This is a genomic window from Ruegeria sp. HKCCD6157, from assembly GCF_013110685.1.
GTDB lineage: Bacteria > Pseudomonadota > Alphaproteobacteria > Rhodobacterales > Rhodobacteraceae > Ruegeria.
This window is the reverse complement of record NZ_WVRB01000001.1, coordinates 368,952-393,433: the sequence shown is the minus strand read 5'-3', so window position 1 is coordinate 393,433 and position 24,482 is coordinate 368,952. Positions and strand designations below refer to the sequence as shown.

At 57.0% G+C, this 24,482-nt stretch carries 25 protein-coding genes and 1 tRNA gene; 11 read left to right on the top strand and 15 right to left on the bottom strand.

Features of this window, described 5'->3' with window-relative positions; translation table 11 throughout:
- Positions 1 to 111: 111 nt before the first annotated feature.
- From GS612_RS01685 to GS612_RS01670, 5 genes are all read left to right on the top strand, one after another.
- Positions 112 to 187: transfer RNA gene (locus GS612_RS01685), tRNA-Ala, on the top strand.
- A 63-nt stretch (positions 188 to 250) separates the two neighbouring features.
- The gene (locus GS612_RS20680) at positions 251 to 460 is read left to right on the top strand and encodes a DUF6538 domain-containing protein (RefSeq protein WP_371809262.1); all 210 of its coding nucleotides are present in this window, start codon (positions 251 to 253) and stop codon (positions 458 to 460) included.
- Between the two features lie 757 nt (positions 461 to 1,217).
- Positions 1,218 to 1,649: a cytochrome c gene (locus GS612_RS01680; protein WP_171638887.1), complete on the top strand. Its 432-nt coding sequence runs from the start codon at positions 1,218 to 1,220 to the stop codon at positions 1,647 to 1,649.
- A gap of 10 nt (positions 1,650 to 1,659) precedes the next feature.
- Positions 1,660 to 2,001, top strand: a complete 342-nt coding sequence (locus GS612_RS01675) for a copper resistance CopC family protein (protein ID WP_171638886.1) — start codon at positions 1,660 to 1,662, stop codon at positions 1,999 to 2,001.
- Positions 1,998 to 2,879 carry a copper resistance D family protein gene (locus GS612_RS01670; RefSeq protein WP_253286086.1) on the top strand — a complete coding sequence of 294 codons (882 nt, stop codon included), beginning with the start codon at positions 1,998 to 2,000 and terminating at the stop codon, positions 2,877 to 2,879. The genes GS612_RS01675 and GS612_RS01670 overlap by 4 nt, the downstream gene beginning before the upstream one ends.
- 266 nt (positions 2,880 to 3,145) lie before the next feature.
- Here the strand turns inward: GS612_RS01670 and GS612_RS01665 are convergent, their stop codons facing one another.
- Genes GS612_RS01665 through GS612_RS01650 form a run of 4 tightly spaced genes read right to left on the bottom strand, consistent with a single transcriptional unit; the run spans position 3,146 to position 7,370 of the window.
- Positions 3,146 to 3,928, bottom strand: coding sequence for a dimethylarginine dimethylaminohydrolase family protein (locus GS612_RS01665; protein ID WP_171638885.1), 783 nt, complete (start codon positions 3,926 to 3,928; stop codon positions 3,146 to 3,148).
- A gap of 3 nt (positions 3,929 to 3,931) precedes the next feature.
- Positions 3,932 to 5,536: a 5-guanidino-2-oxopentanoate decarboxylase gene (locus tag GS612_RS01660; RefSeq protein WP_171638884.1), complete on the bottom strand. Its 1,605-nt coding sequence runs from the start codon at positions 5,534 to 5,536 to the stop codon at positions 3,932 to 3,934.
- Positions 5,533 to 6,717, bottom strand: coding sequence for a pyridoxal phosphate-dependent aminotransferase (locus tag GS612_RS01655; RefSeq protein ID WP_171638883.1), 1,185 nt, complete (start codon positions 6,715 to 6,717; stop codon positions 5,533 to 5,535). Before GS612_RS01655 ends, GS612_RS01660 begins: the two co-directional genes overlap by 4 nt.
- Positions 6,714 to 7,370 (bottom strand): TetR/AcrR family transcriptional regulator, encoded by a 657-nt coding sequence (locus tag GS612_RS01650; protein WP_174830398.1) that lies wholly within the window; start codon positions 7,368 to 7,370, stop codon positions 6,714 to 6,716. The genes GS612_RS01655 and GS612_RS01650 overlap by 4 nt, the downstream gene beginning before the upstream one ends.
- Positions 7,371 to 7,447: 77 nt before the next feature.
- Between GS612_RS01650 and GS612_RS01645 the strand changes: the two genes are divergently transcribed.
- The 4 genes from GS612_RS01645 to GS612_RS01630 are packed head-to-tail and all read left to right on the top strand — an operon-like array spanning position 7,448 to position 10,608.
- Positions 7,448 to 8,245, top strand: a complete 798-nt coding sequence (locus GS612_RS01645; RefSeq protein ID WP_171169002.1) for an ABC transporter ATP-binding protein — start codon at positions 7,448 to 7,450, stop codon at positions 8,243 to 8,245.
- Between the two features lie 42 nt (positions 8,246 to 8,287).
- Complete coding sequence (locus GS612_RS01640) at positions 8,288 to 9,052, top strand: transporter substrate-binding domain-containing protein (RefSeq protein WP_171638882.1); 765 nt, start codon at positions 8,288 to 8,290, stop codon at positions 9,050 to 9,052.
- A 9-nt stretch (positions 9,053 to 9,061) separates the two neighbouring features.
- Positions 9,062 to 9,814, top strand: coding sequence for an ABC transporter permease subunit (locus tag GS612_RS01635; protein ID WP_171638881.1), 753 nt, complete (start codon positions 9,062 to 9,064; stop codon positions 9,812 to 9,814).
- Positions 9,811 to 10,608: an ABC transporter permease gene (locus GS612_RS01630; RefSeq protein ID WP_171638880.1), complete on the top strand. Its 798-nt coding sequence runs from the start codon at positions 9,811 to 9,813 to the stop codon at positions 10,606 to 10,608. Before GS612_RS01635 ends, GS612_RS01630 begins: the two co-directional genes overlap by 4 nt.
- 490 nt (positions 10,609 to 11,098) lie before the next feature.
- Here the strand turns inward: GS612_RS01630 and GS612_RS01625 are convergent, their stop codons facing one another.
- The 10 genes from GS612_RS01625 to GS612_RS01580 all read right to left on the bottom strand — a co-directional run bounded on the left by GS612_RS01625 (position 11,099) and on the right by GS612_RS01580 (position 21,830).
- Positions 11,099 to 11,854: an ABC transporter ATP-binding protein gene (locus GS612_RS01625; RefSeq protein ID WP_152459073.1), complete on the bottom strand. Its 756-nt coding sequence runs from the start codon at positions 11,852 to 11,854 to the stop codon at positions 11,099 to 11,101.
- Between the two features lie 9 nt (positions 11,855 to 11,863).
- On the bottom strand, positions 11,864 to 12,619 hold the full coding sequence (locus tag GS612_RS01620; RefSeq protein WP_170346000.1) for an ABC transporter ATP-binding protein: 756 nt from the start codon (positions 12,617 to 12,619) through the stop codon (positions 11,864 to 11,866).
- A gap of 10 nt (positions 12,620 to 12,629) precedes the next feature.
- Positions 12,630 to 13,835 (bottom strand): branched-chain amino acid ABC transporter permease, encoded by a 1,206-nt coding sequence (locus GS612_RS01615; RefSeq protein ID WP_171118889.1) that lies wholly within the window; start codon positions 13,833 to 13,835, stop codon positions 12,630 to 12,632.
- A 3-nt stretch (positions 13,836 to 13,838) separates the two neighbouring features.
- A complete protein-coding gene (locus GS612_RS01610; protein WP_171118891.1) occupies positions 13,839 to 14,870 on the bottom strand; it encodes a branched-chain amino acid ABC transporter permease in 1,032 nt (343 codons plus the stop codon).
- A gap of 105 nt (positions 14,871 to 14,975) precedes the next feature.
- Complete coding sequence (locus GS612_RS01605; protein ID WP_152459077.1) at positions 14,976 to 16,322, bottom strand: substrate-binding protein; 1,347 nt, start codon at positions 16,320 to 16,322, stop codon at positions 14,976 to 14,978.
- A 110-nt stretch (positions 16,323 to 16,432) separates the two neighbouring features.
- Positions 16,433 to 16,747 carry a hypothetical protein gene (locus GS612_RS01600; RefSeq protein ID WP_171638879.1) on the bottom strand — a complete coding sequence of 105 codons (315 nt, stop codon included), beginning with the start codon at positions 16,745 to 16,747 and terminating at the stop codon, positions 16,433 to 16,435.
- Between the two features lie 144 nt (positions 16,748 to 16,891).
- A complete protein-coding gene (locus GS612_RS01595) occupies positions 16,892 to 17,878 on the bottom strand; it encodes a zinc-binding alcohol dehydrogenase family protein (protein ID WP_171638878.1) in 987 nt (328 codons plus the stop codon).
- Positions 17,879 to 18,151: 273 nt separating this feature from the next.
- Positions 18,152 to 19,945, bottom strand: coding sequence for an alpha/beta hydrolase (locus GS612_RS01590; protein WP_171638877.1), 1,794 nt, complete (start codon positions 19,943 to 19,945; stop codon positions 18,152 to 18,154).
- 186 nt (positions 19,946 to 20,131) lie between these two features.
- On the bottom strand, positions 20,132 to 20,509 hold the full coding sequence (locus GS612_RS01585; protein ID WP_171638876.1) for a nuclear transport factor 2 family protein: 378 nt from the start codon (positions 20,507 to 20,509) through the stop codon (positions 20,132 to 20,134).
- A gap of 142 nt (positions 20,510 to 20,651) precedes the next feature.
- On the bottom strand, positions 20,652 to 21,830 hold the full coding sequence (locus tag GS612_RS01580) for an AraC family transcriptional regulator (RefSeq protein WP_171638875.1): 1,179 nt from the start codon (positions 21,828 to 21,830) through the stop codon (positions 20,652 to 20,654).
- Between the two features lie 78 nt (positions 21,831 to 21,908).
- Here GS612_RS01580 and GS612_RS01575 point away from each other — a divergent pair, with 78 nt between their 5' ends.
- The gene (locus GS612_RS01575) at positions 21,909 to 23,567 is read left to right on the top strand and encodes a sulfatase-like hydrolase/transferase (RefSeq protein WP_171638874.1); all 1,659 of its coding nucleotides are present in this window, start codon (positions 21,909 to 21,911) and stop codon (positions 23,565 to 23,567) included.
- 250 nt (positions 23,568 to 23,817) lie between these two features.
- Positions 23,818 to 24,018, top strand: coding sequence for a twin-arginine translocation signal domain-containing protein (locus GS612_RS20470; protein WP_253286085.1), 201 nt, complete (start codon positions 23,818 to 23,820; stop codon positions 24,016 to 24,018).
- A gap of 18 nt (positions 24,019 to 24,036) precedes the next feature.
- On the opposite strand, the gene GS612_RS01565 is transcribed toward GS612_RS20470, so the two are convergent.
- Complete coding sequence (locus tag GS612_RS01565; protein ID WP_171638872.1) at positions 24,037 to 24,303, bottom strand: hypothetical protein; 267 nt, start codon at positions 24,301 to 24,303, stop codon at positions 24,037 to 24,039.
- Positions 24,304 to 24,482 lie beyond the last annotated feature (179 nt).

Here is a 24,482-nt window from a genome sequence, read left to right as displayed (position 1 = left end):
TCGTTCCACGGACAGCTTAGTGCGGAAATTCGCGTTCAATTCCATTTTTGGACTTGCACTCGTCGTCACTGTCTCCTAAACGTCCGTCCACCGCATCAGCGGTACCTAGATGGGGCCTTAGCTCAGTTGGGAGAGCGCTTGCATGGCATGCAAGAGGTCAGGGGTTCGACTCCCCTAGGCTCCACCAAAACCCAACAGAACAACTAGATAGCAAGCATTAGAGCGGTGTGACACACAGGTGTGACACAAAATGAAGCTGCATGCGTATCTCTCACTGTCCCGACACGGCATCTACTACTTCCGCTGGCCCCTGCCCGACACAAGACCAAAACCCCACACTCTACCAAACATCAAACGTAGGACCCTTCGGATGTCTTTGCGTACACGATGCCCTAAAGAGGCTGGTACTCTGGCACGGCGTCTTGCAGTGTGCGGCGACACAATAATAAAGCACATATAACAGTCGGGCATGAACTATGCACAATGATGCCCGGGGTCTCAAGAGTGCTTTGGCAAGGACAAGGGCGCGCGGGATAAACTCGGCCCTTTCAGTGAGTCTCATAGGGAGCGCATGATTGATACCATCCGATACTGCGAATTGGGCCATGACAACTATGGTGAGAATGCAGCGCACAAAACCGCATCGCAGTCACGGTTTGCTTTTTTTGCATCGCAGACCACAATTGAGCGACCCTGTTTCGGGGCGATGAATTGTGTGGCGTTGTATCGTGCGCTTGCGTGCAGTAACGTCCGGCACCATGGTCATCCGGCGATATTCACTTGTTCTATTGGTTGGCGTTCTGGTCATCCTGACCGGCATTGGCGGTGTTGCGCACGCGCTGTCGAAGGGCTGCGTGGGCCTTCACTGTGAGCACCATACGCAACCTTCCGAACACTCAGCATTGGCAACCAGCGGTGACGTCTCGGCTTCAGGTCATCATCATGACCCGGAGAGTTCCGAAACCGGAAAGTGCAATCTCTTTATCTGCCAAGCCGTTGCATTGCCGTTCCAAGTCAGTGAAGTTGCCAAGGGTCGGCGTGATACTGACCCGGAGCTCCATGTTGGAACCCAAATCAAGCTGAGTGAACCAGACGCCCTTTACAGGCCCCCTGACCTTTGAAGCAGCACAATTCCCTGCGGATGTAAGCGACCAGCACGTGCGGCTGTTCGCGATGTGCCGCAGCGCTACCAGCTTCCAAAATGTCAGGACCAATCCATGAAAAAAAGTCACTTGCTGATCGGCGCATGCGCTGTCGCTGCCGTCGCCGCCTTCGTAACTCTTCGCCCCGGCGCAATCGAAGAGACCACATCGCATGAAACACTCGAAGGCGACGCCATGGTCGCAATTCAGATGCCGGCCATCGCAGGCAATGCCGCAATCGGCCAGCGTGTTTTTGAAGTTTCGTGCGCGTCATGCCACGGCGCCAACGCGGTCGGCGTAGAGGGCGCCGGGCCGCCTTTGATCCACAAAATATATGAACCCAGCCACCACGCTGATGAAGCCTTTCACAGGGCGGTTTCACAAGGTGTAAGAAGCCACCATTGGCAGTTTGGCGACATGCCCCCCGTGGAAGGTCTGACACGAGGTGACGTTGCCATGGTGATCGCCTACATTCGCGAAATCCAGCGGGCCAACGGAATAAACTGAGGGTAACCCAATGAAGAAGATCATGACATTCGCGCTTATCGTTGCGCTTGCCAACGGCGCACTGGCGCATTCCAAAATTGAAGAAACAAACCCTGCCAACGGCGCCACGATAACCACTGTGCCCGCTGAAATTGGCCTCAACTTCTCAAAAAACATCCGGCTGACACGGATAGAGATGGCCCATGAAGAACACTCGGCAGTAAGCTTGGATTTGGGCGACCAGACAAGTTTTGGTCAGGCATTCACGATCCCACTGCCGAGCAATGGAACGGGCACCTATGTCATCGAATGGCGGGGTTTGGGTGAAGACGGCCATGCGATGCAGGGCGAGTTTTCCTTTACCGTGGAATGAGCATGCCAGACATCTGGGCGATTGCTGCGATCCTCGCAAAGCTTGTGCTCTACATCGGCTTTGCGGGCTCTGCCGGGCTTGTGATTGTTGGATGCCTCTATTCCGGCCTTGTCGCGCCGGTGAACCTTGCGATGACGCGCCAGGCCAGGGCCTTGGCATGGCTTGCTCTTGTCGCGACAGCAGTTGGCTTCTTGCTTCGTGGAGCCGCCTTGACAGGCGGGGTTGACGGCATGGTCGATCCGAAGATGTTTGGCCTGCTTTGGCAGACATCCGTGGGCGACACACTTGTTTATCGCCTTGCAGGCGCAGCGTTGATCCTTGTTGGGCTGTCCGTTCCTCGCTTTAATCAGTGGATCGCGCTGTTGGGTGGCACGATCGCTTTGTGGTCGTTTGCGCAGATCGGGCACGTGCCGGAACTGGAGAGCTTTGGTATCCAGCTCCTTCTCCTGCTGCACTTGTTATGTGTAGCTTTCTGGGTGGGCATCTTCAGCCCGCTGCGGAATATGGCCCTTGCTCCTGAACACCTGAAGGATGCTGCTGAACTCGGTCATGTCTTTGGGCAAGCTGCCACTTGGCTTGTGCCGGCATTGATCGTGGCGGGCCTTTGGATGGCCTGGTTGCTTGTCGGCAATCTCCAAGGGCTGCTGTTCACTGGCTACGGGCAGTCGTTGTTGCTCAAAGTGTTTTTTGTGGCGCTGCTGTTGTTTCTTGCCGCCGCAAACAAGCTCCGATTTGTTCCGGCCATGCAAGGTGGAGAGGTCAAGGCAGCGCAACGCCTCGCCCGCTCTATCGAGGTTGAGGCATTGATGGTATTGATGGTGCTGGCGACAACAGCGACACTCACGAGTGTTCTGACGCTTCCGAATTCGGGCCATTAGAGCGGGCCAGACACCGGTGCGCGCGCAATGTGCAGCAATGGCAACAGCGGTGCACGATCCGATGCGAACAAGAAAGACGATCCCACTCAGGGCCCGCCGACCCTTGCCGCGGGGCCTTGCCATTGGGCCTATGGCAAACAGGGTTCAAACAGTGCCACCTGCGCGCCGGTCAACCGTAAGAAATCAAGCTTGTTCACCGCCTGTCTTTCGAACCATCAACACGCGACCTGCCGAATTCACTGGGGTCTGAACCCTGCAGCTGCCCCTCAGAACCTTAATGAAAGACAGGACATGCCACCATCAAGCTTTGCACAATCGGTATTGTCAATTTCAATGACCTCATATCCTTCGCGGTCCAGCATCTCTGCGGTGCGTGGGAAACCAGCGGCCATCAGCACCAGATTGTTGAACCGGATCGCGTTTGCCGCCGCCTCCTCTCCGTCAGCAACATGCAGCACCCGGTAGCCTTCAAAGCAGCCCGAAGCGTCCAATCGCCGGGTCGCAAGGATTGTCTCGGAATCCATCAGCGAACAATCCGTTTTGAAGTGCAAAACGCCCTCGGGCGTGAACACTTCCCGCAGTTTGTAACCCCATTCCGAGGTGATTTTCGCCAGTTCCTCGACACCTTCCGCGTCAGTGCGGTCTGACCGGCCCACAAGAATTTCGCGGCCGGTTACAAGGATGTCTCCACCCTCGATATGGCCGGGACCATTGATCTGTGTGACCGTTTCATAACAGGCCCGCAGTGCCGGGGCGATCTCGGCCACTTCCCCCATTCGCGAAGGCGCGCCCGGCTGCATGAGCACAGCGCCCTGCGGCAGGCACAGGGCCGTATCTTCCACAAACTGCGCGTCAGGGAACGCATCCAGGGGATCAAGCTCGATCACCTCGGCCCCGGTGCTTTTCAGTGCTGCCACGTATGCCCCATGCGCGGCCGTCATCCCATCGAAATCCGGGTTTCCGATATCTTCTGCGCGCAATCCGTCAGCAATGGTCGGTGCCGGGCGGCGAGTGATGGCGCGGGAAAACTCAAAAGTTGGGTCTGACATGTTTCAATCTCTCTGAGGTTCGAATTTTCGGGCGGTGACTTCGATCATCGCGGGCCCGCCCATGGACGCCATTTCGCGTAATGCATGCGCGACGGCCTGCGGCTTGTCGGGAACCCGGGTGTGTGGAATGCCAAAGGATCTGGCCGTTGCTGCAAAATCGGGGGGTGTGGGATCACATCCAATGACCGTCACGCCTGCATCCTGCATCGATGTGGCGATTTCCCGGTACCCGTGATTGTTCCAGATCACGAAAGTGACCGGCAGGTTTTCGTCTACCGCGGCCATTGCTTCCGGCATTGAAAACTGCGCCCCGCCATCGCCGACGATGCATATTACCCGCGCCGTTGGATCGGCAATCGACGCACCGATGGCTGCGGGTATGCCATAGCCAAGCGCACCATACCCCGTTGCCGCATTGAACCAGCCACCAGCCCGGTCGTGGTCACAGTAAAGATTGCCGGCATAAATGGGCTGGGTGGAATCCCCGACCATCAGAGCATTCGGAGACGCCGAGCGCATTGCATTCAGTATCTCCACCTGTTGGCGATAATCCGGACCAATCTCCTGCCAGGCCGCATTGCGCGTTTTTCTGGCACAGTCCGCACCGTTGCTTTGCCGTGACCTCTGCGGCAGGACCTTACACAGCGCTGGCAAAACCAAGCCGACGTCACCTTGAATGGCAATCGCTGCCTCATGCCGTGAAAGCTGATCGCTGCACCGATCAACCCGTATCAGGTTTGGCAGTTTCGCAAACTGACCGGTGGCATACATGTCATAATCGGTTGGCCCCAGCTCGGTTCCCAAGGCCAGAACGCAATCGGCGCTTTCCAACAATGCGCGCACCGCGTTCAGGCTGGGGCTGGCCGGTACGGTCAGAGCATGTCCGTGCATCAGGCCGCGCGCGTTGACGGTTTGCACAACCGGAGCATCCAGAGCTTCGGCCAGTGCCTGCAATCCCGCCTCGGCACGTTTCGCGCCGCCGCCCGCCAAAATGACGACTTTCTTTGCCTCACCCAGTTGCCCTGAAGCCTGCCTGATCAATGCCGGGCTGACCGGAGGATCAGGGTCAGGCGTCTCGACTGCTGTTTCCTGATATTCCGCCGCTGCGACATCCAACGGAACCTCGATATGCGCCGGCCCGCGGCGACCATTGCTGAGGCCGTGAAAAACGCGGTCCAAAACCGGGGCCAGAGCACTGGGGCCGGTGACCTGTTCGGATACCAACGCAACCGTTTTCGCCAGCCCGATTTGGTCTGGCAATTCGTGCAGATGCCCCAAACCCTTGCCAAGCGATCCGGTTTTGTTGACGCCGGACACCACCAGCATCGGTATTGAATCGGCCCGCGCCTGCGCCATAGGCGTCAGCGTGTTGGTCAATCCGGGGCCGGTGATCACAAAGGCAACACCCGGTTTACCCGACACGCGGGCATAGCCATCGGCCATGAAACCCGCCCCCTGTTCGTGTCTGGGCGTCACATGTCGTATGCCCGAAGCGGCAAGCCCTCGGTACAGTTCCACCGTGTGAACGCCCGGAATTCCGAAGACGCAGTTCACATCCTGCTGGCGCAGCCCGGCAACCAGAGCTTCGCCAATTGTCATACCGCTCATGCGACCTCGCGTGATTTGCTGTTGGCGTGTTCGATGATACGGGAAACCGCGGTACCAAAGTCCGTGTCATTGATCGTCAAAGCAACCCGCACCCAGTCCTTAAGGCTGTCACCAAAGGCGGATCCCGGCATGACGGCCACCCCGGCCTGTAGCAGATCCCAGGCATAGGCTTCGCCATCCAGCCCGGTGGCAGAGACATTGATGAGTGCGAACATTCCCGCCTCGGGCCGGTGAACAATCAGATCCGTTTCAGCTTCAAGACGATCGGCCAACAGGGTGGCGCGGCCAGAAAAGCGGGCGGCCATACCGGGGGCAACCTCGGACCCGTCACGGATCGCCTTTTCGGTCATGTCCGCGATGAACGGTTGATTGCCAAAAAGCATGGTCTCGGAATAGGGCAGCAGCGTTTCGCAGAACGCGGCGGGCCCGACACACCAGCCACTGCGGAACCCCGGAGCGGCATGAGATTTCGAGATGGATGATACGCCAATGACACGATCCGCAAGTTCCGGATCTGCCAAAGGTGAAACAAATCGGGCACCGTCAAAGATCAGTTCTTCATAGACCTCGTCCGAGATGATCCACAAATCACGCGCAATCGCCAGCTGCCCGATCTCGGCAATGTCCGCGGCGGTCAGGATCGCGCCCGTCGGGTTATGCGGCGTTGTCAGAAGAATGGCGCGGCTGCGCGGAGTGATGCGGGCCGCGATATCTGCGGCCTGCATGCGAAACCCTTTCTCGGGCCGCAGCGGTACGGGCACCATCTCGGCCCCGGATGCACGAACAACACCTTCATAGGTCGCGTACATCGGATCGCCGACAAGAACTTCGTCACCCGCCTCGGCGACCCCGGCCATGGCTGCGAACAGGGCGGTTTGCGTGCCGGGAAAGCACAGAAAATTCCCGGGCTCGAAAGCCCGCCCGCGAGAGGCAGAATAGCGCGCAGCCAGCGCGTCAAGCAGCCCTGCTTCACCGCGCCCGTTGGAGTACCCTGTCCGCTGCGCCCGCAATGAGGCAACGGTGGCTTCGACCAGCGCATCCGGCACCGGCACGTCCGGTTCTCCTATCGTCATTTCGACGATGTCCGCTCCGGCCTTGATCAGGTCGCGGGCTTTCAGATGTACGCCCCATTTGGCACCACCCAAGCCCGCCAACCGTTCTGTCACCGATGTGGTTTTCATGACTGCTCCACCTCTTTGGTCAATGGAATCCCGACGATGGCGCTGACGGAATCCAAACCGATCCGCGCCAGTTGGCCTTCGCAAAACGCATCCGGAAGCGCACCCCCTTCAAGCCACAGGCCGTCGATCACCGCGTTGCAGGCGATGGCCAGTTGCATTGCCTCTGACGCATCAACCGAACGCCCGGTTTCCTGCAATGCCGCGACGATCAGCTTCTCGAGGTGATCCCGGAAATAGTCATAGGTTCGCTGGTGAATGCGCTGCATTTTCGGGTCATGCTGCACTTTGTTCAGGAAACCCGCCCACAACGCCACGGCGCTTGGATCGACGATCGGCGGTCGCAGTGACGCGTCGACGAAGTTGGTCAACTGAGAAACCGCGCTTCCGGTTCCTGATGACGCCGCGGTCTGGTCCGTCAGCGTATTCATGTGGTGCTCATACGCCGCCTGAACCAGTTCGTCCTTGGATGAGAAATAGTGCCGGATCAAACCTTGGGTCACATTCGCGCGGGCTGCGATCTCGCGCACCGTGGCACCCCGAACGCCCATCTCAGCGATCAGGTCCAAAGTCGCCAGAATCAGCGCCTCGCGGCGAAACTCGGCAGACTCACGTTTGAATTTGCGGCTGTCGTCCTGCACGTCAGTGTCATCCATGGCACGGAGTTATTATACACTTGCATAATTGCGAGATTCGGGGCTTACTGCAAGCTGAAATCAGAAGATTCTTGGATATGGACACAGCCAAAGCAGTTGCACCCGCACCCGAAACAACCACGCCTGACGAGGCGATCAAGGTTGAGGATCTGCACAAATCCTTTGGCACGCTGGAGGTTTTGAAAGGCGTATCCCTGACCGCAAACAAGGGGGATGTTGTTGCCATTATCGGGGGGTCAGGCTCTGGAAAATCCACCATGCTGCGCTGCATCAACTTTCTGGAAACGCCGAGTTCCGGAAAGATAACCATCGGCGGGGAACTGGTTGAAATGCACACCGATGGCAGCCCTTCCAACCGCCGCCAGATCGAACGTATCCGCACGCGTCTGGCCATGGTTTTCCAGCAGTTCAATCTGTGGACACACCGCACGCTTCTGGAGAACGTGATCGAAGTGCCGGTGCATGTGCTCAAGGTGCCAAAGGCCCAGGCGATCGCGCGGGCGCATGAGCTGCTTACGCGGGTGGGCCTTGGCGACAAGGCTGACACCTATCCGGCCTATCTTTCGGGTGGTCAGCAACAGCGCGCCGCCATTGCCCGGGCGCTTGCGGTCGATCCTTCGGTAATGCTTTTCGATGAACCCACGTCGGCGCTTGATCCCGAGCTTGTTGGCGAAGTTCTGACCGTGATCCGCGATCTTGCCGCCGAAGGGCGCACAATGCTGCTTGTCACCCATGAAATGAAATTCGCACGCGAAGTCGCAGACCACGTTGTCTATCTCTTCGAGGGCCGCATCGAAGAGCAGGGCCCACCTGCCGAGGTCTTCGGAAACCCAAAATCAGAGCGTCTGAAGCAGTTCCTCAGCTCGGTCGCGTGAACCTAAAAAACAAAACAAAATGAACCAAAAGGGAGTATCAAAATGAACGTCAAGAAACTGCTCGCGTCCGGCCTTGCCGCCGCTGTCCTTTCGTCTGGTATCGCCAGTGCAGAAGAGGTCAAGATCGGCATCGCAGCCGAACCTTACCCGCCATTCGCATCACTGGACAGTTCAGGTAATTGGGTCGGCTGGGAGATCGATGTCATCAATGCGGTCTGCGCCGCTGCGGAACTTGACTGTGTCATCACGCCGGTCGCCTGGGATGGTATCATCCCGTCGCTGACCGGACAGCAGATCGACGCCATCATGGCGTCTATGTCGATCACCGAAGAGCGGCTGAAAACCATTGATTTCAGCGATCCTTACTACAACACACCTGCCGTCATCGTCGCGGACAAATCGATGGATATCGAAGCGACCCCCGATTCGCTGGCCGGTAAGGTTGTCGGCGTTCAGGCGTCGACCATCCACCAGGCTTATGCGCAGGAATATTTCAAGGATTCCGAACTGAAGGTTTATCAAACTCAGGATGAGGCCAACCAGGACCTGTTCGCAGGTCGTATTGACGCCACTCAGGCCGACAGTATCGCCATGGCGGACTTCGTGAACTCGGATGCCGGGGCATGCTGTGAAATCAAAGGCGCCGTCGCAGATGATCCGGCCATCCTGGGCCGGGGCGTTGGTGCGGGTGTTCGCAAGGGCGACGATGACCTGCTTGCAGCGCTGAACAAAGGCATCGCGGCAATTCTTGCCGATGGAACGCACGAGAAGATCACTTCGAACTATTTCTCGGCCAGCATCTACTAAGCGGCTGCCGTGACCGGACTGTTGGAATCGCTTGGATTGGTGCAGAGCGCAGAGCTTCTGTCGCTGTCGCCACCGGGTTGGGGGGGCAATCTGCTGCGCGGATTGTCCCACTCATTGCAGATCGCTTTTGGTGCATATGCGCTCGGCCTCGTGATCGGATTGTTCGGAGCCTATGGCAAGCTTTACGGCGGGAAGGTCACGCGCGATCTTCTTGCCATCTACACGACCGTGATCCGGGCCGTGCCGGAACTGGTCCTGATCCTGATCCTGTATTACGTGGGATCTGACATCATCAACAAAATCTCCGCTGCAATGGGCGGAGGACGGGTCGAGGTCAATGGCGTCGCTGCGGGCATTTGGGTTCTGGGCGTCGTTCAAGGCGCATATGCAACCGAGATTCTACGCGGAGCCATACAGGCGGTTCCACCCGGACAGATCGAGGCCGCCAAATCCTACGGGATGCCCGCATTCATGACCATGCGCCGCGTGACGATCCCCGCCATGATGAGCTTTGCCGTACCCGGTCTGGCCAACTTGTGGCTGATCGCCACCAAGGACACCGCCCTGCTCGCGGTCGTGGGATTCAACGAACTGACACTGGAAACCCGGCAGGCCGCCAGCAGCACACGCGCCTATTTCACCTTCTTTCTTGCGGCGGGTTTTCTCTATCTCATGGTCACCCTGTTTTCGGGCGCCATCTTCGCGCGGATCGAAAAATGGGCGCGGCGCGGTCAACCTTCTCTGAAAGGAGGTGGCAGATGATCAATCTCAGGTCCTTGATGCAACCCCATCGCATCGTGATGATGCTGATCTTTGCCGGGATCGTGATCTGGTGTGCCATGTCTTTGCGATGGGATTGGTTGCCAAAATACGCACCGCTTGCGTTGCAGGGAATCTGGACCACGCTCTGGCTGCTTGTTGTCACCGTCGTTCTCGGGTTTCTGCTGGCCGTACCACTCGGGTTGGCCCAGGCCGTTGGGCCCTGGTACCTTGCGGCTCCCGCCAAGGCGTTTTGCACCATCATTCGGGGCACACCCCTGCTTTTGCAGCTTTGGTTGCTGTATTATGGCCTCGGCTCATTGTTCCCTCAATTCCCCTGGATACGATCATCCGAGCTTTGGCCGTATCTGCGTCAGGCCTGGCCTTATGCGGTGCTGGCACTAACGCTTTCTTATGCCGGCTATGAAGGTGAGGTAATGCGCGGAGCCTTCAAAGGCGTCGCAAAAGGTCAGCTGGAGGCCGCCAAATCGTTCGGCATGCCCAGGCTGACAATGTTCCGCCGCATCTGGCTGCCACAGGCAATCCGCAACGTTCTGCCGACCCTGGGCGGTGAAACCATCCTCCAGTTGAAGGCGACGCCCTTGGTTGCCACGATTACGGTGGTTGATATCTATGCCGTTTCATCCCGAGTGCGGTCCGACACGTTCATCATCTACGAGCCGCTCATCCTGCTGGCCGTATTCTACATTCTCGTTGCCGGTATTATTGCCCTGATGTTCCACTGGCTGGAAGTGAAGGTGCTGGGAACCGGAAGCCGAAATGGGCCAGCCGGATAGTCCAAGCCGGAAGTAAAGCGAGACCCACTGCCCCACTCCGGGCACAGATTTCGTCGGCGCGTTTTCAGGCCGATTGAAACCATGGGCACACGATCAAGACGGTTGCCCGAAATGATTTAGGGAAGGTTCGGCTTGCAGGCCCCTGCGGCGAAGGCACTGGCAGCCCAGGGCCAGAGCCTGACTTTCTTATCCATTGCACAACGACCTGGAACACCGCGGCGCAATCGTCTGGTTGCCGCAGTGGCGGATGTCACGAAGCATTGCAAACTTGCCCCCTCGTCCTTTGGGGCCCGTTGCACAAGACGTGCATTCGGCACAGCCCCGACACAACCTAATGCCGCAAACCCGTATTTAGATTTGAGCCGACCATCATTTTTCGGGGTAAAACACCTTTGACCGCGCGAATGGGCAGTATCTGCCCTGAACGCGGGTCATGGTGAGCCACGAACTGGTCATACCCTTCGGGTCTGTTTGCCAATCAGAACAACGCTCAGATCGCCAGATACTCCTCACGAAGACCGGTGTCCTCAAGCACTTCTTTTGCCGTTCCGTCGAACACGATGGTACCGGTGTCAAGAATGATCGCGCGGTCCGCCAGTTCCAAAGCGCGTACAGCGTTCTGTTCAACGATGATCGTGGTCATACCCTGCTGTTTGACATGTATGAGGGTTTTTTCGATTTCGTCGACGATAACAGGCGCCAAACCTTCATACGGCTCATCCAAAAGCAGCACCTTGATGTCCCTGGCAAGAGCTCTGGCGATTGACAGCATCTGCTGTTCGCCACCCGACAGTGTAATCCCTTCCTGCTTCCTGCGCTCACCGAGACGCGGAAACAGCTCGTAAAGCCGTTCAAGGGACCATCCGATCGGAGGCGCAATCTGTGCAAGTTGCAGATTTTCTTCGACTGTCAGGCCGGGAATAATGCGTCTGTCTTCTGGTACAAGACCAAGGCCAGCCGCTGCTGCTTCATAGCTTGTCATGTTGTGCAGCGGTTTGTGGTCCAACCAGATTTCGCCATGTCTTACTTCGGGTTCTCCAACCCTTGCAATCGAGCGCAGTGTCGAGGTTTTGCCCGCACCGTTGCGCCCAAGAAGAGCAAGAATCTCGCCTTCATGCACATTGAAGCTGACACCCTGCACGATATAGCTTTCTCCATAATAGGAGTGCATATCCCAAACGGAAAGAAACGCAGGGGCGGTGCTGGCCATATTGGCGTTTTTCGAAAAGTCAGGTTTCTCGTTCATAGCTTTTCCTTACGCAGCCTCGCCCAGATAGGCTTCGCGAACCTTTGGGTTTCCGCGGATGTTTTCAGGAGTATCTTCAACTAGGGGTGTCCCTTGGGCCAGAACAGTGATGCGTTCGGCAAGGCTGAAGACAACATGCATGTCATGCTCGATGATCGCGATGGTGATGTCGCGTTCATCCTTGATCTGTTTCAGCAGGTCGATCGTGTTGTTGGTATCCGCCCTCGCCATCCCCGCCGTCGGTTCGTCCAACAGCAACAACCGCGGGTTCTGACTGAGGCACATACCAATCTCAAGCCGCCGCTTGTCGCCGCGCGACAGCGAGGCCGCGTGCATCTCACGTTTGTCGGCCATGTTCATCTCTTCCAGCATCGCTTCGGCCTGTTCAACAACAGCCTTTTCGTTGGCGATGGTCTCATAAGCGTGCATCCGGAACGCCCCATCCCGCATGGCGAAGATCGGAATCAACATGTTCTCCATCACCGTCAATTCACCAAAAATCTCGGGTGTCTGAAACACGCGGCTTATGCCCATCTGGTTGATCTGGAAGGGTTCAAGCCCCAAGACCGATGCGTTGTCGAACAATACGGACCCGGTATCTGGCATGAGCTTGCCGACCAGACAATTCAGCAAGGTCGACTTGCCCGCACCGTTGGGCCCGATGATTGCGTGAACCGAATTCTCCTCGACGCTGAGATTCACGTCCGTGAGCGCCTTGAGACCGCCGAAACGCTTGCTGACGTCTTTGACTCTTAGAATTGCCATGGCTCGCCCCTTATTCCGCCGGTTCCGTTTTGCCCGACGTCGCGTCGTCGGATTTTGATTTCTTGCGCTTGAGCCGGTTCAGCAAACGCTGACCACCTTCGACAAGACCACCCGGCAAGTAGATAACGACAAGCATGAAAAGAATGCCCAGCGTCAGATGCCAGCCCTTGCCGATGAACGGATGGATCAAGAAAACCACCGCGTCCTCCAGCCCGTCAGGCAGGAATGCAAACCAGCTGTGCAACACGTTGTCGTTGATCTTCGAGAAGATATTTTCGAAGTACTTGATGAAGCCCGCACCCAGCACCGGCCCGATCAGTGTGCCGGTGCCGCCCAGGATCGTCATCAGAACGACCTCGCCCGATGCGGTCCACTGCATACGTTCGGCACCTGCCAGCGGGTCCATTGCGGCCATCAGCCCACCAGCCAGGCCGGCATACATGCCAGAGATGACAAATGCCGCCAGCGTGTAAGGTTTCGAGTTCAGGCCGGTATAGTTCATCCGTTGCTGGTTTGATTTGACGGCCCGCAGCATCATCCCGAAAGGTGAACGGAAAATTCGGATGGACAGATAGAACACCACCATCATAATCACTGCACACAGATAGTATCCCGCGTTGAAATCAAAACTCCACGCACCCACGTCTAATGTGTAGGTTGCGCGCATCGGCAACCCGAACAAATGCGGCAGGTCCGGCGAATTCGCCCCTTGCAGAATCTGTGGATCATCCGCGTAAACCTGCAATCCCGTTTCCCCGTTCGTCAGGTTGAATTTGGGGTTGGACAACACCGAATAAGCCAACGCAAAGCTCATCTGGGCGAAAGCCAGCGTGAGGATCGAAAAATAGATGCCCGACCGGCGCAGGCTGACGAACCCGATCAGCAATGAGAATACCCCGGCGACCACAACGCTGAGTGCGATGGCCGGGATGATGTTGTAACTCAGCAGCTTGAACATCCATACGGCGGAATAGGATCCAACGCCCAGAAAGGCCGCGTGACCGAATGACAGGTATCCGGTAAGGCCGAACAGGATGTTGAAGCCGATGGCAAAGATGCCAAAAATGACAAAACGCTGCATAAGATCCGGATAGCCCGCGTTGAACTGCGCCATGGCGCTGCCTTCCGGGAACGGATTCAGGATGAAGGGTGCCAGCATCGTAAGGATGCCGACGATGATCAGCAGGCTGGTATCTTTTTTGTTCAGTCCCAACATCGATTATTCCTCCATCACGCCTTTGCGTCCCATCAAACCGCGCGGGCGTGTGAGCAGCACAATAATGGCAACAAGGTAGATGATGATTTGGTTGATGCCCGGGATCGTCGTTGTGGCCCAGGTCGTAGAGGCGAAGCTCTCAAGAATGCCCAGCAGAAAGCCAGCCAGCACCGCGCCGGGAAGAGACCCCATGCCACCAACAACAACCACAACGAAGCTGAGGACCAGAAAATCCATCCCCATGTGATAGTTTGGTGGGTTGAGCGGCCCGTACATGACGCCCGCCAAACCGGCCACCGCGGCAGCGATCCCGAACATGATCGTAAAGCGCCGGTCGATGTTGATCCCCAGCAAGCCCACAGTTTCGCGATCCGCCATGCCGGCGCGCACAACCATGCCGAAGGTGGTGAATTGCAGGAATGAGAAGACGGCACCGATAATGGCAACTGCAAAGCCAAAATAGACGAGGCGCCAGATCGGGTAGATGATCGCGTTGGGATCAAACCCGATCATGGTGCCAAGATCGATAGAGCCACTCAGCGCGTCGGGCGGCGGGGTCTGGATGGGGTTGGCACCAAAGAAATACTTTACGATTTCCTGCAACACGATCGCCAAGCCGAACGTGACAAGGATCTGGTCCGCGTGGGGGCGTTTGTAGAAATGCTTGATAAGCCCGCGTTCCATCACATAGCCAACCGCCAGCATGATCGGGATCGCAAACAGGATTGCCAATGGAACGGACCAGTCGATGATCGTCGCCCCGAACTCCGGGCCGAACCATGCCTCGACATAAGGTGTTTCCACCTTCAGCGGGTTGCCAAGAAAGTCGGTTTGGCTCTCGTCGATGGTTACAAAGCTCAGGTTCATGAGCTTTTGCAAAGTGACGGCACAGAACGCACCGATCATGAACAGGGCCCCATGGGCAAAGTTCACAACGCCGAGCGTCCCAAAAATAAGCGTCAGCCCCAGCGCAATCAGCGCATAAGCCGACCCTTTGTCCAGACCGTTCAGAATTTGCAATAGGATGGCGTCCATTGGCCCACCTCAGGGTTGGTCAGTGTGAATTGAGTGGCACAACAGGATCAACCCTGCTGTAGATGTCTGGCCACCATTTTGGCGGCCAGACTTTGATACGCGGTCTTATGCGCCCGGGTTACACTCACCCAGTGCGCCACCGGCAAACATCGGATGCTCCGGATCGTATTCGACCTGCGCGCGTGGGGTGATCTCGACGATCTCCAGCGTGTCATAGGCGTTGGTCGGGTTCATGTTGCCACGCACGACCAGTACGTCCTTGAAGCACTGGTGATCCGCGCCGCGATACCAGGTCGGGCCGTTGCCCAGGCCGTCGAACTCGAAGTCTTCCAGCGCTTCAACGACACCGCATGGGTTGAACGTACCGGCACGCTCGCAAGCATCAGCATATAGCAGAACCTGTGCATAGCAGGTTTGCGCCGAGTTGGACGGCGGCTTGCCGTATTTTTCGCCGAAGGATTTCACGAAGGCTTTGGTGCCTTCATCCTGCAACTGCCAGTTCCAGTTCATCGAACCCAGCACGCCCTTGATGTTCTCGCCAGCACCGGCGGCCATCAGTTCCGAATACAGCGGCACGACGATCTTGAAGTCCTTGCCGTTTGCGACTTTGTCTAGCAGGCCGAACTGAATCGCGTTGGTCAGCGAGTTCACCATGTTGCCGCCATAGTGGTTCAGAACCAGAACGTCCGCGCCCGAGTTCAGAACCGGAGTGATGTAGGACGAGAAGTCTGTTGACGCGAGTGGCGTTTTGACGGTGTTGACCGTTTCCCATCCCAGGGCTTCGGTCGAGGCGACGATCGACTCTTCCTGAGTCCAGCCCCAGTTGTAGTCCGCCGTCAGGTGATAGGCGCGGCGGTCATTGCCCATCTCGGCAGCCAGCACCGGCGCAAGCGCAGCGCCCGACATGTAGGCGTTGAAGAAGTGACGGAAACCATTGGCTTTCTTGTCCTTGCCGGTCGTGTCGTTGGCGTGGGTCAGACCCGCCATAAAGATCACACCCGCTTCCTGACACAGGCCCTGAACCGCAACGGCCACGCCCGAGGACGACCCGCCGTTGATCATGATCGCACCGTCTTTTTCGATCATCGACTTTGCGGACGCACGTGCGGCGTCTGACTTGGTCTGGGTGTCACCTGTGACGAACTCGACCTTCTTGCCGAGGATGCCATTGCCCTTCAGCGCCTTGGACGTGAAGGTGTTCAGGCAACCGCCGTCACCCTCTCCGTTCAGGTGTTCCACCGCAAGCTGTTGCGCCAGCAGCTCGTCATTGCCCTCTTCCGCATACGGCCCGGTCTGGGGAACATTGAAGCCCAGGGTCACGGACCCTCCGGTTGGTTCGTTGGTGTAAGCGGCAGCCGACGAAGCCGTGAAGATCGTAGGCAGGGCCAGACCGGTGCCTGCAACGGCACCAGACTTCAACACGCCGCGGCGTGTGACAGATTTGTTGGTCATTAATTCCTCCCATTTCCCTTTCTCTCGTCGTCTGGCTCCTCTTCCAGCAGACGAAAGCGCACTTATGTGCATTTCAATAATGGAAAGGCGGTGGAAAATTTCACAACAAATTACTGGATTTGAAACAAAATTTTGTAAACGTCTTGACGAAAACCAAGATCGCTTGAAAAGTTTTTTCGCTTGCCTACATTTAAACATATATTTTTCATATATTTAAATGTAAGTATTAACGACACGGTTGTAAGGCATGACACCAATATTCGTTCTCTGCGGCGCCAAAAGCCGATTTGCAATACAAAGCCAGCATTTTCAACACGCTGAATGAAAACAAGCTCTTCGCTCATCTGACGGTCCAGTTTGATTGTTGGCGCATGATCGTCCACGAGTCCGTCGGTATGATCATATCCTGCACGCGTGAGCGACATCCCATTGCGCCGAGCGGTCTTTCGTGCTCCGGTGTTCCGTCCATTCCACGATCAGTATCCGTTTGCCTAAGCCACCACCCTAATTTCGGATGCTGACGTCCGCTGTGACTTGTCAAGCCGGTGCGGGGCGCGACAGACCATTGGTCAGGGAACCAATACCGCTGCCCCTTGCAATCGTCCGGCGCTCAGATCCGCGAGGGCTGTGTTGGCGTCCTTCAGTGAATATCTTTGGGTTCGTGTCTGGATGCCTGCGGCTTGAGCCATTGCAAAAAACTCCTCACCATCCTGACGCGTCAGGTTTGCGACAGACAGAATTTGGCGTTCCCCCCAAAGATCTCTGTAGGGAAAGGAAGGAATGTCGCTCATGTGAATTCCGCCGCAAACCACGCGGCCGCCCTTGCGGACAGATTGCAGCGCTTTGGGCACAAGGGCTCCGACAGGTGCGAATATGATTGCAGCATCCAGTTCCGCCGGTGGTCGTTCGTCGGACCCACCAGACCATACCGCGCCAAGGTCACGCGCAAAATCCTGCGCCTCGATATCGCCGGGCCGGGTCAGCGCATATACATTCCGGTCCTGCCAGACGGCCAGTTGTGCAAGGATATGCGCGGCGGCTCCGAAGCCATAAAAGCCGATATTTTTGGCATCTTGGGCCATTCGCAGACAGCGAAACCCGATAAGCCCGGCACATAACAACGGCGCCAGTGCAACCGGATCGGCAATCTCTGGCAGGGCAAAGACATACCGTGCATCCGCAAGGCAGGCTTCGGCAAATCCTCCGTTTCGCGTGTATCCCGTGAACACCGGCGCGTCACACAGGTTTTCCTGTGCGCGGCGGCAATACGGGCATTTACCACAAGTGGACCCAAGCCAAGGCACGCCCACGCGCTGACCGGCATCCAGCCCTGTTACGGCATCCCCCTTTCGAACGATCCGCCCAACGATTTCGTGGCCCGGAACCAGTGGAAGTTCAGGATGTTCGAGGTCACCATCGACGATGTGAAGATCCGTGCGGCAGACACCACAAGCCTCGATCTGGATCTCGATATCATGAGCGCCCGGCGCCGGAAGTTCTATGTCTTCCAGTTTCAGCGCGCGGCCGGCCTCGTTCAAAACCATTGCGCGTGTCATGGTCCAACTCTCCAGATACATCCGCCCCAAATCATCTGTGTATTGCCTCTTTTCGTTGCAAATTTCGGGTTCGGCCTTCGACAAAACCGCAAATGTGGCACTGGGTTCCGACGACCTGAACGATAACACACGTGCGCCGCAGCAAGGCTTGATCCGTCGCAAAGTCCCAGATCTGACCGAGCGACCAAAATCTCAACTGCACCAGAAGGGCTTGCTCAGGATGTCCAAAGGAGATCGACCGGGCACTGACGGGTCTGACCCACGCCACCGGTTTCAGGTCAGATGAATGTAGCTGCCCGGCGCTTTGGGCAGGTTTTCAGCCCCCCTTCGTTTTCCGCCCATCGGCGGCGGCGCAGTTTCGCCCGATGAACGGTCTTTGATCCAATCCACCATCGCAGGCCACCAGGAACCTTGCTTTTCTTCGGCCGACTCAAACCACTCATCCGGCGAGGTATACAGCGCGTCCGCCGGCCTGTGGCCCAACCGATAGTGGCGGTGCTTGTGCCCCGGCTCGCTCAGGATGCCGCCATTGTGACCACCGTTGGTCAGCACGAAGGTGAGATCTCCGTCGGTAAACAGCCGAATTTTGTACACTGATCGCCACGGAGCAATGTGGTCGGATTCCGTTCCGACCACAAACATGGGTACGCGTATATCCTTGAGCGCAACGACCCGACCTTCGACAGAAAAGCGCCCAGCGCTCAGCCGGTTTTCCAGGAACAGACCGCGCAAATATTCGGAATGCATTCGCGCCGGCATCCGGGTCGTGTCATTGTTCCAGACGGTCAGATCCGTAGGCAGGTCGTCTTCACCCAGAAAATAGCGACGGACAGCCCGGGCATAGATCAGATCCTCGGCGCGGATTGTCGTAAAAGTTCGTGTCATTTGAGGGCGATCAAGATAGCCCTGCAACCACATCAGGTCTTCGACAAAAGCGACCTGGCTATCATCGATAAACAGCAAAAGCTCACCGGCTTCGGCGAAATCAACCTGCGCCGCCATCAGCGTAACGCTTGCAAGCCGGTCATCGCCATCGCGTTGCATCACCGCAGCTGCAATCGCCAGAAGTGTGCCCCCCAGGCAATACCCATTGGCGTGGATCTTTTTACCCGGAACGATTTTCTCGATGGCCTCGATCGCGGCCATGACACCGTTCAGGCGATAATCCTCAAGGCTGAGATCAGCCTGATCAGCGGTGGGATTGACCCAGGAGATCATGAACACGGTAAAGCCCTGCTCAACCAGATACCGCACCATGGAGTTTTCCGGAGAAAGGTCGAGCACATAGTATTTCATGATCCATGCAGGCACGAAAAGGATCGGTTCGGCCTGTACGCGCCTGGTGCGTGGAGTGTATTGAATCAGCTCGAACAGCGCGTTGCGATAAACGACCCTGCCGGGGGTCGCGGCAATGTCTTTACCGATTTCATAACCCTGAGGGGCAGGTTCGTGCTGTTGCGTTATGGTATGGGCAACATCCTCAAGAAAGTGGGCGGCGCCCTCAATCAAATTGCGACCGCCGGTCTGAAAGGTGCGATTGATGATTTCCGGGTTTGACCACGGGAAGTTCGAAGGAGAGACAAGATCAAGTGCCTGGCGAACCTGAAATTGCGCCCGTTCGGCGTCGCGGGGGGCGATGCCCGGCATTTCGTCCGTTGCGGCCTGCCACCAATCCTGTGCGCTCAGAAAAGCCTGCTGCCAAAGGGAAAATGGCGCCTTGTGCCAGCCGGGTGCATTGAAACGGTGATCCTGCTTGCGTGGCTGAAAAGGCGGAGTGGCCTTCGCGCCGGTCGCCATCTCGCTGGCATAGACCCAGAGCTTGGCCGCATCGCGTGCCGCGCGTTCTGTCAGTTCAAGCTGGCGTCCGGGTGAACGACCCAGGTGCAGGGCCCAATCCATCCAGGTGGCCATTATCGAATGCGGGGAAACACCGGCGGTGGCACGGGCAAGGGCCGCGCGCGTTGCGCGGTCAAGTTTCTCATAGGGGTGTGGCGGGGCATTCTCGTCGGTATCTGCCGCACAAACCCCGGCCTCGGCAGACAGCTTGTCAGGTGAGAGTTCGGTCATCTAGGTTCTCCGATCCGGGCAGAGTGCTAAAATGCTGCAAGCCTTAATCCATCTGTCCATCAAGCCCCGGACCGACCAGTCAACTGCCCATTTTGATTGGACGTACTTGATTGCAGCGCCGGACCTGGCGAGGCTTCCTGAAATGGCCGCAAGCGCTTGGGAACCCGTGTTGCCAGGCACCGTTCGCTATTTTGGCAACATAAAGAACTCTTCCAGTACAATCTTGCCATCTTCAACGGAATAAATGGCGATCTCGCTAAGGTTCATTCTTTGTCCGGTGTCTTTCTGCACGACCTCGGCATTGAAACGCACCCCAAAGCGATTGGGCGGATGAACAAAAGGACCATCTGCCGTAAGCGTTTGGATTTCATGCGTTTTCAGCCAGTCTTCCCGCTTTGCCTTGATCGCGTCGCGCCCCTTTGTAATCCGAAATTGCCGCACCGGAGGCACAACCGCCTCTATGGACTGAGCGTTTTCCGCGTACATCTCGTCAACACTTGCCAAGCCATTGCGATCATGCATCGCCTGAACAAAAGTCCGCCCAATTTCGACCAGTCTTTCCATGCAAGACCTCCTGATACACTGGTGACTGTATCTCGGCGGGCCGCATCCAACCTTGACAAAGATCAAAATGAGACGGTTCTGCAAAGATTGGCCCCTGCCCTGATACTTCCGGGTGCTGAAGAGCGGAGTTGGTATGGGAAACCTATTTCTGCACGCCCCTTGTTTCAGAGGGAAGCTCGCGGAAAAACAGCCTGTAGTCGCGCGCGAACTGGCCCATATGCCAAAATCCGAGCCGGTTTGCAGCATCGGTTATTCTTCCGCTGAAAGACCCTGAAAGAAGGTCCTCGCGAACACGGTTCAACCTGAGACGCATATAATATGACTTGGGGCTTTGTCCGAACTGTTCCTTGAACGCGCGATCCAGAGTTCGCCAAGACGCCCCGCTTTCTTTACAAATCTCTTCAATTGAAATCGGGTCTTCCAGATTGGCAACCATAAGATCAGTTGCGCGTTCCAGGGCACGCCGCCTGGTGCCCGCCTGACTCCTGTCAAAATGCGCTTCGTTGTCGGTCAGAATAACCAGGGCTTCCAGCATCAGGGCCTGCTCAGCCGCCTCAGACCACTGCGCATCACCACTGTTGAGAAGCCCGGCTACGCGACCCTCCAGGTTTGCCATGCTGGCCAAGCCTGCTTTGGACCTCAGCCTGTGGGCGTCCGGGGTGTCGCGCGCCAGGTGAAATCCGCAGGACTCTGCAAAATTCTCCAATCTTTGGGTTTGGAAGGAAATGACATTTCCCGTGAAACCGGCCGTCGAAATACCGTCAAACCCATCACTGTCACCGAAGGACAGGAATGCGTTATCGGTTACGTCCTTCGCCTGCCATTTGTCGACCGCACCATTTGACGGAATCCCGAACGTCATCCAGCCCTTGGGCGAAACACCACGTTGATGAACGCGTTGGTTCATCGCGATGCTGAGAGCGGAGACCGAACGCCCTGAGCGCACCCTTATGGACGTCGACAATCGACCGGGATCGAGCTGTCGGAAGTCTATCTCCCACGGCGTGATTTCCCCGATTTTGTTGGGATGTTCGAATTTCAGAACGGCTGCGGGCGTCACCCCGCCCGATACGGAAGGGACACCCTTTTGCGAATTTGGCGAATTTGGCGAATTCTTGATGCGGTCCATTCCCAGAGCCTGACACTTTACCGGTAATGTAGCGAATTCGAACGGCAGGGAGTCAAGTGTCAGCAAAAACTCCAAACCTCGCCACCATGGGCCGACCACGGCTTCCTGAGGCCGATGCCCGATCAGAGCGCGTGGTGACGTTTCTAACGCCACCAGAACACCAGCGGTTATCTGAGCTGGCGCATCAGTCAAACCAATCTCTTTCAGCAAAATGTCGCGACCTGATTGTTCAGGCGATGAACTTCAGGAGCACCAAAGGGGGAACGAAGAATGACTAATGTTGTCCAAAGGACTGGCATCGCAGCCTGTTTGCTAGCAGCGTTGAGCACCACACAATCGGCCGCACAACAAGACGCGATTGTGCATGACGGTGAATTCGCGTTCCTGCGCGCCCAATTTGGCGAGCAATGGGATGCGCAGGACGTCGAGATTGAAGCGAGGCTGGCTGAACTTCGGGAAGCCAACGGCGGCAAACCCCCGAATTTCCTGTACATCCTCATCGATGACATCAGCTTTGGCCAGATGGGCGAACGCAAACTCAACTATGTGATGGGCATTGAAACCCCGAATATCAATGACTTTGCCAGCGAAGGCATGTCGTTGATGCGGATGTACACCGAGCCCTCATGTACACCCACTCGTACGGCCATGCTGACCGGGCGCCACCCGATCCGGGCCGGCGTGGAAGAGGTGAAAGTGGCTTTGGTGGGGGAAGGGCTTCCTGCCAGCGAAGTGACTCTGCCGGAAATCCTGAAACAGGCGGGCTACAACACGTCGCATGTCGGCAAATGGCATCAGGGCGATATCGAAGAGGCCTATCCGCACAATCAGGGCTTTGACTGGGCGGCCTTCCCGCTGCATCAGCAGGTTCAGCTGAGCCTGATGACCCGCGAGGCGATGCGGGCCAACAACATGTTGGGGTACCACGCGTCGGGACAGAACAATGCCCTTCTGCTGGATGAGCGTTTCAAGCCCTATGGTTTGGTGACAGGTGTCGAAGCCGAGGCCGGAGGGCAAGCCCGCGAAGTCGAAATGGCCGCAGGTGAAGAATGGACCCAAGCCAAATACGAAGAGATGAACGAGCGCTACCAGACGCAGGCAATTGAACAGCTCGAGCGTGTCGCAGCCTTGGATGAGCCGTTTTTCCTGCAATACTGGCCGCTTTATCCGCTGAACTTTGTCTATCCCGATCAGGCGCTGTCACGTAACGGCGGCTTCCACGCGGACAAGTTGCAGCTTCTGGACGGTTGGATCGGCGACGTTCTCGACGCGCTGGAGAAGACCGGCGAGGCGGGCAACACCATCGTCATGATCATGGCCGACAATGGGTTGATGTACCATTACGAAGGAACATCCGGGCTGAACCAACTGATCTATCGCGGCGGCAAGACCCAACATCTCGAAGGGGGTGTGCGCACTGATGCATTCATTCGCTGGCCCGGTGTGATCGAGGCTGACAGCGCCGCCGGTGACATTTTTCATGTCTCGGATATCTACACGACGATGGCGCGTATCGCTGGCGCCACCGACTATATCCCGCGTGATCGGGTGATCGACGGGATCGATCAGACGGCCCTGCTGCTGGAAGGCGAAGGCAATGGGCGCCGCGACTACGTTTATGTGTACGAGGGCCCGGTTCTTCGCTCGGTCGTGAAACAGGAGTTCAAGATGCACTTGCCTGCGCCGGGCGCACCCGGAGCCGCCGCGCCAACGTACAACATCTATCGCGACCCGCGCGAACTGCATCCGCTGGTCGGGTATTCCCTCTGGGCCGGCGCATCGTTCCAGGACATGATCAAGCGACATCAGAAGATGATCGCCAAGTATCCGAACTCGGAAATCGGTAAAGACGTTCCCTATGGCGGCATCGAGAACCTGCGCCCAGAAAGCGAAAAGGCGCGGCAGGTTTTCATGAGCTGGCAAGAGTGAAGCCTTGATGGCGCGCGGAACCTGCCCGCGCGCCAACGACAACCTATGCAGTCAAGACAACACTGGGCCACTCCCCAAGGCTTGGACAAGATTCCGCGTGGCACAAGCCAATGGAAAGCCGAGGAAGGTAATGTTCTAAGGCAATCCTTGAACGCATCGGCGCCACTGTTTGCCCCGATATTGTTCAACCCGGTAGCAACTGGCTTTTTAGGCTTTTACCGGATGTGTTTTTTTGCGGATCGTTTGACCGATGTGCCAACCGCATTCCAACCCAGCTGGACAAATCACCGTGCCCAAAAAAAACTCTGCTTTGATTACTGACTACCTCAGCCGCCGCGGCTTTTTGAAAGCCTCCATGAGCGTGGCCGCATCGCCTGCGATGCTGGGCGCTGCCTGGAACAACGTCACAACCAAGGTTGCGGCCCGACAGTCCGAACCGGGGCTTGAATGACCTTTGATCGGGTACTCCTCACGGTTCTGCTGCCGTCGAGGAGACGGGATCGAAATCAAGGTCAGCGCTTTCAACAAAGATATTGATCCGAACGCGGCCCGTATCACGTCGCCCAGCATCGGTGCCACGGTGGCCGCGCAATACATCGTATCGCGCTAGGACACGGTTTCGCAAACTGGTTGGGCGCAGCTGATCGAAGGCCAGGGCGAGGTCTTCTGCGCGGGCACCATCTATTGGTTCCTGGGTCTCAATTGGAAGGACCGCACCACTCAGCAAATCACGCATAACATTCTCAGCCGTTTTACAGCCTGAACCTAAGCAATTGCAGATAGGCTGGCTTGGCTGATCCTTCCCAGCCGGAAAGAGCCCGCCGACGCCATCTTGGCAAAGCTACAGCCTGTACGACATTCCATTCAACACTCTGACCTGCGCAGAGACACTGCCATTGTTTCAAAACCTGCTTT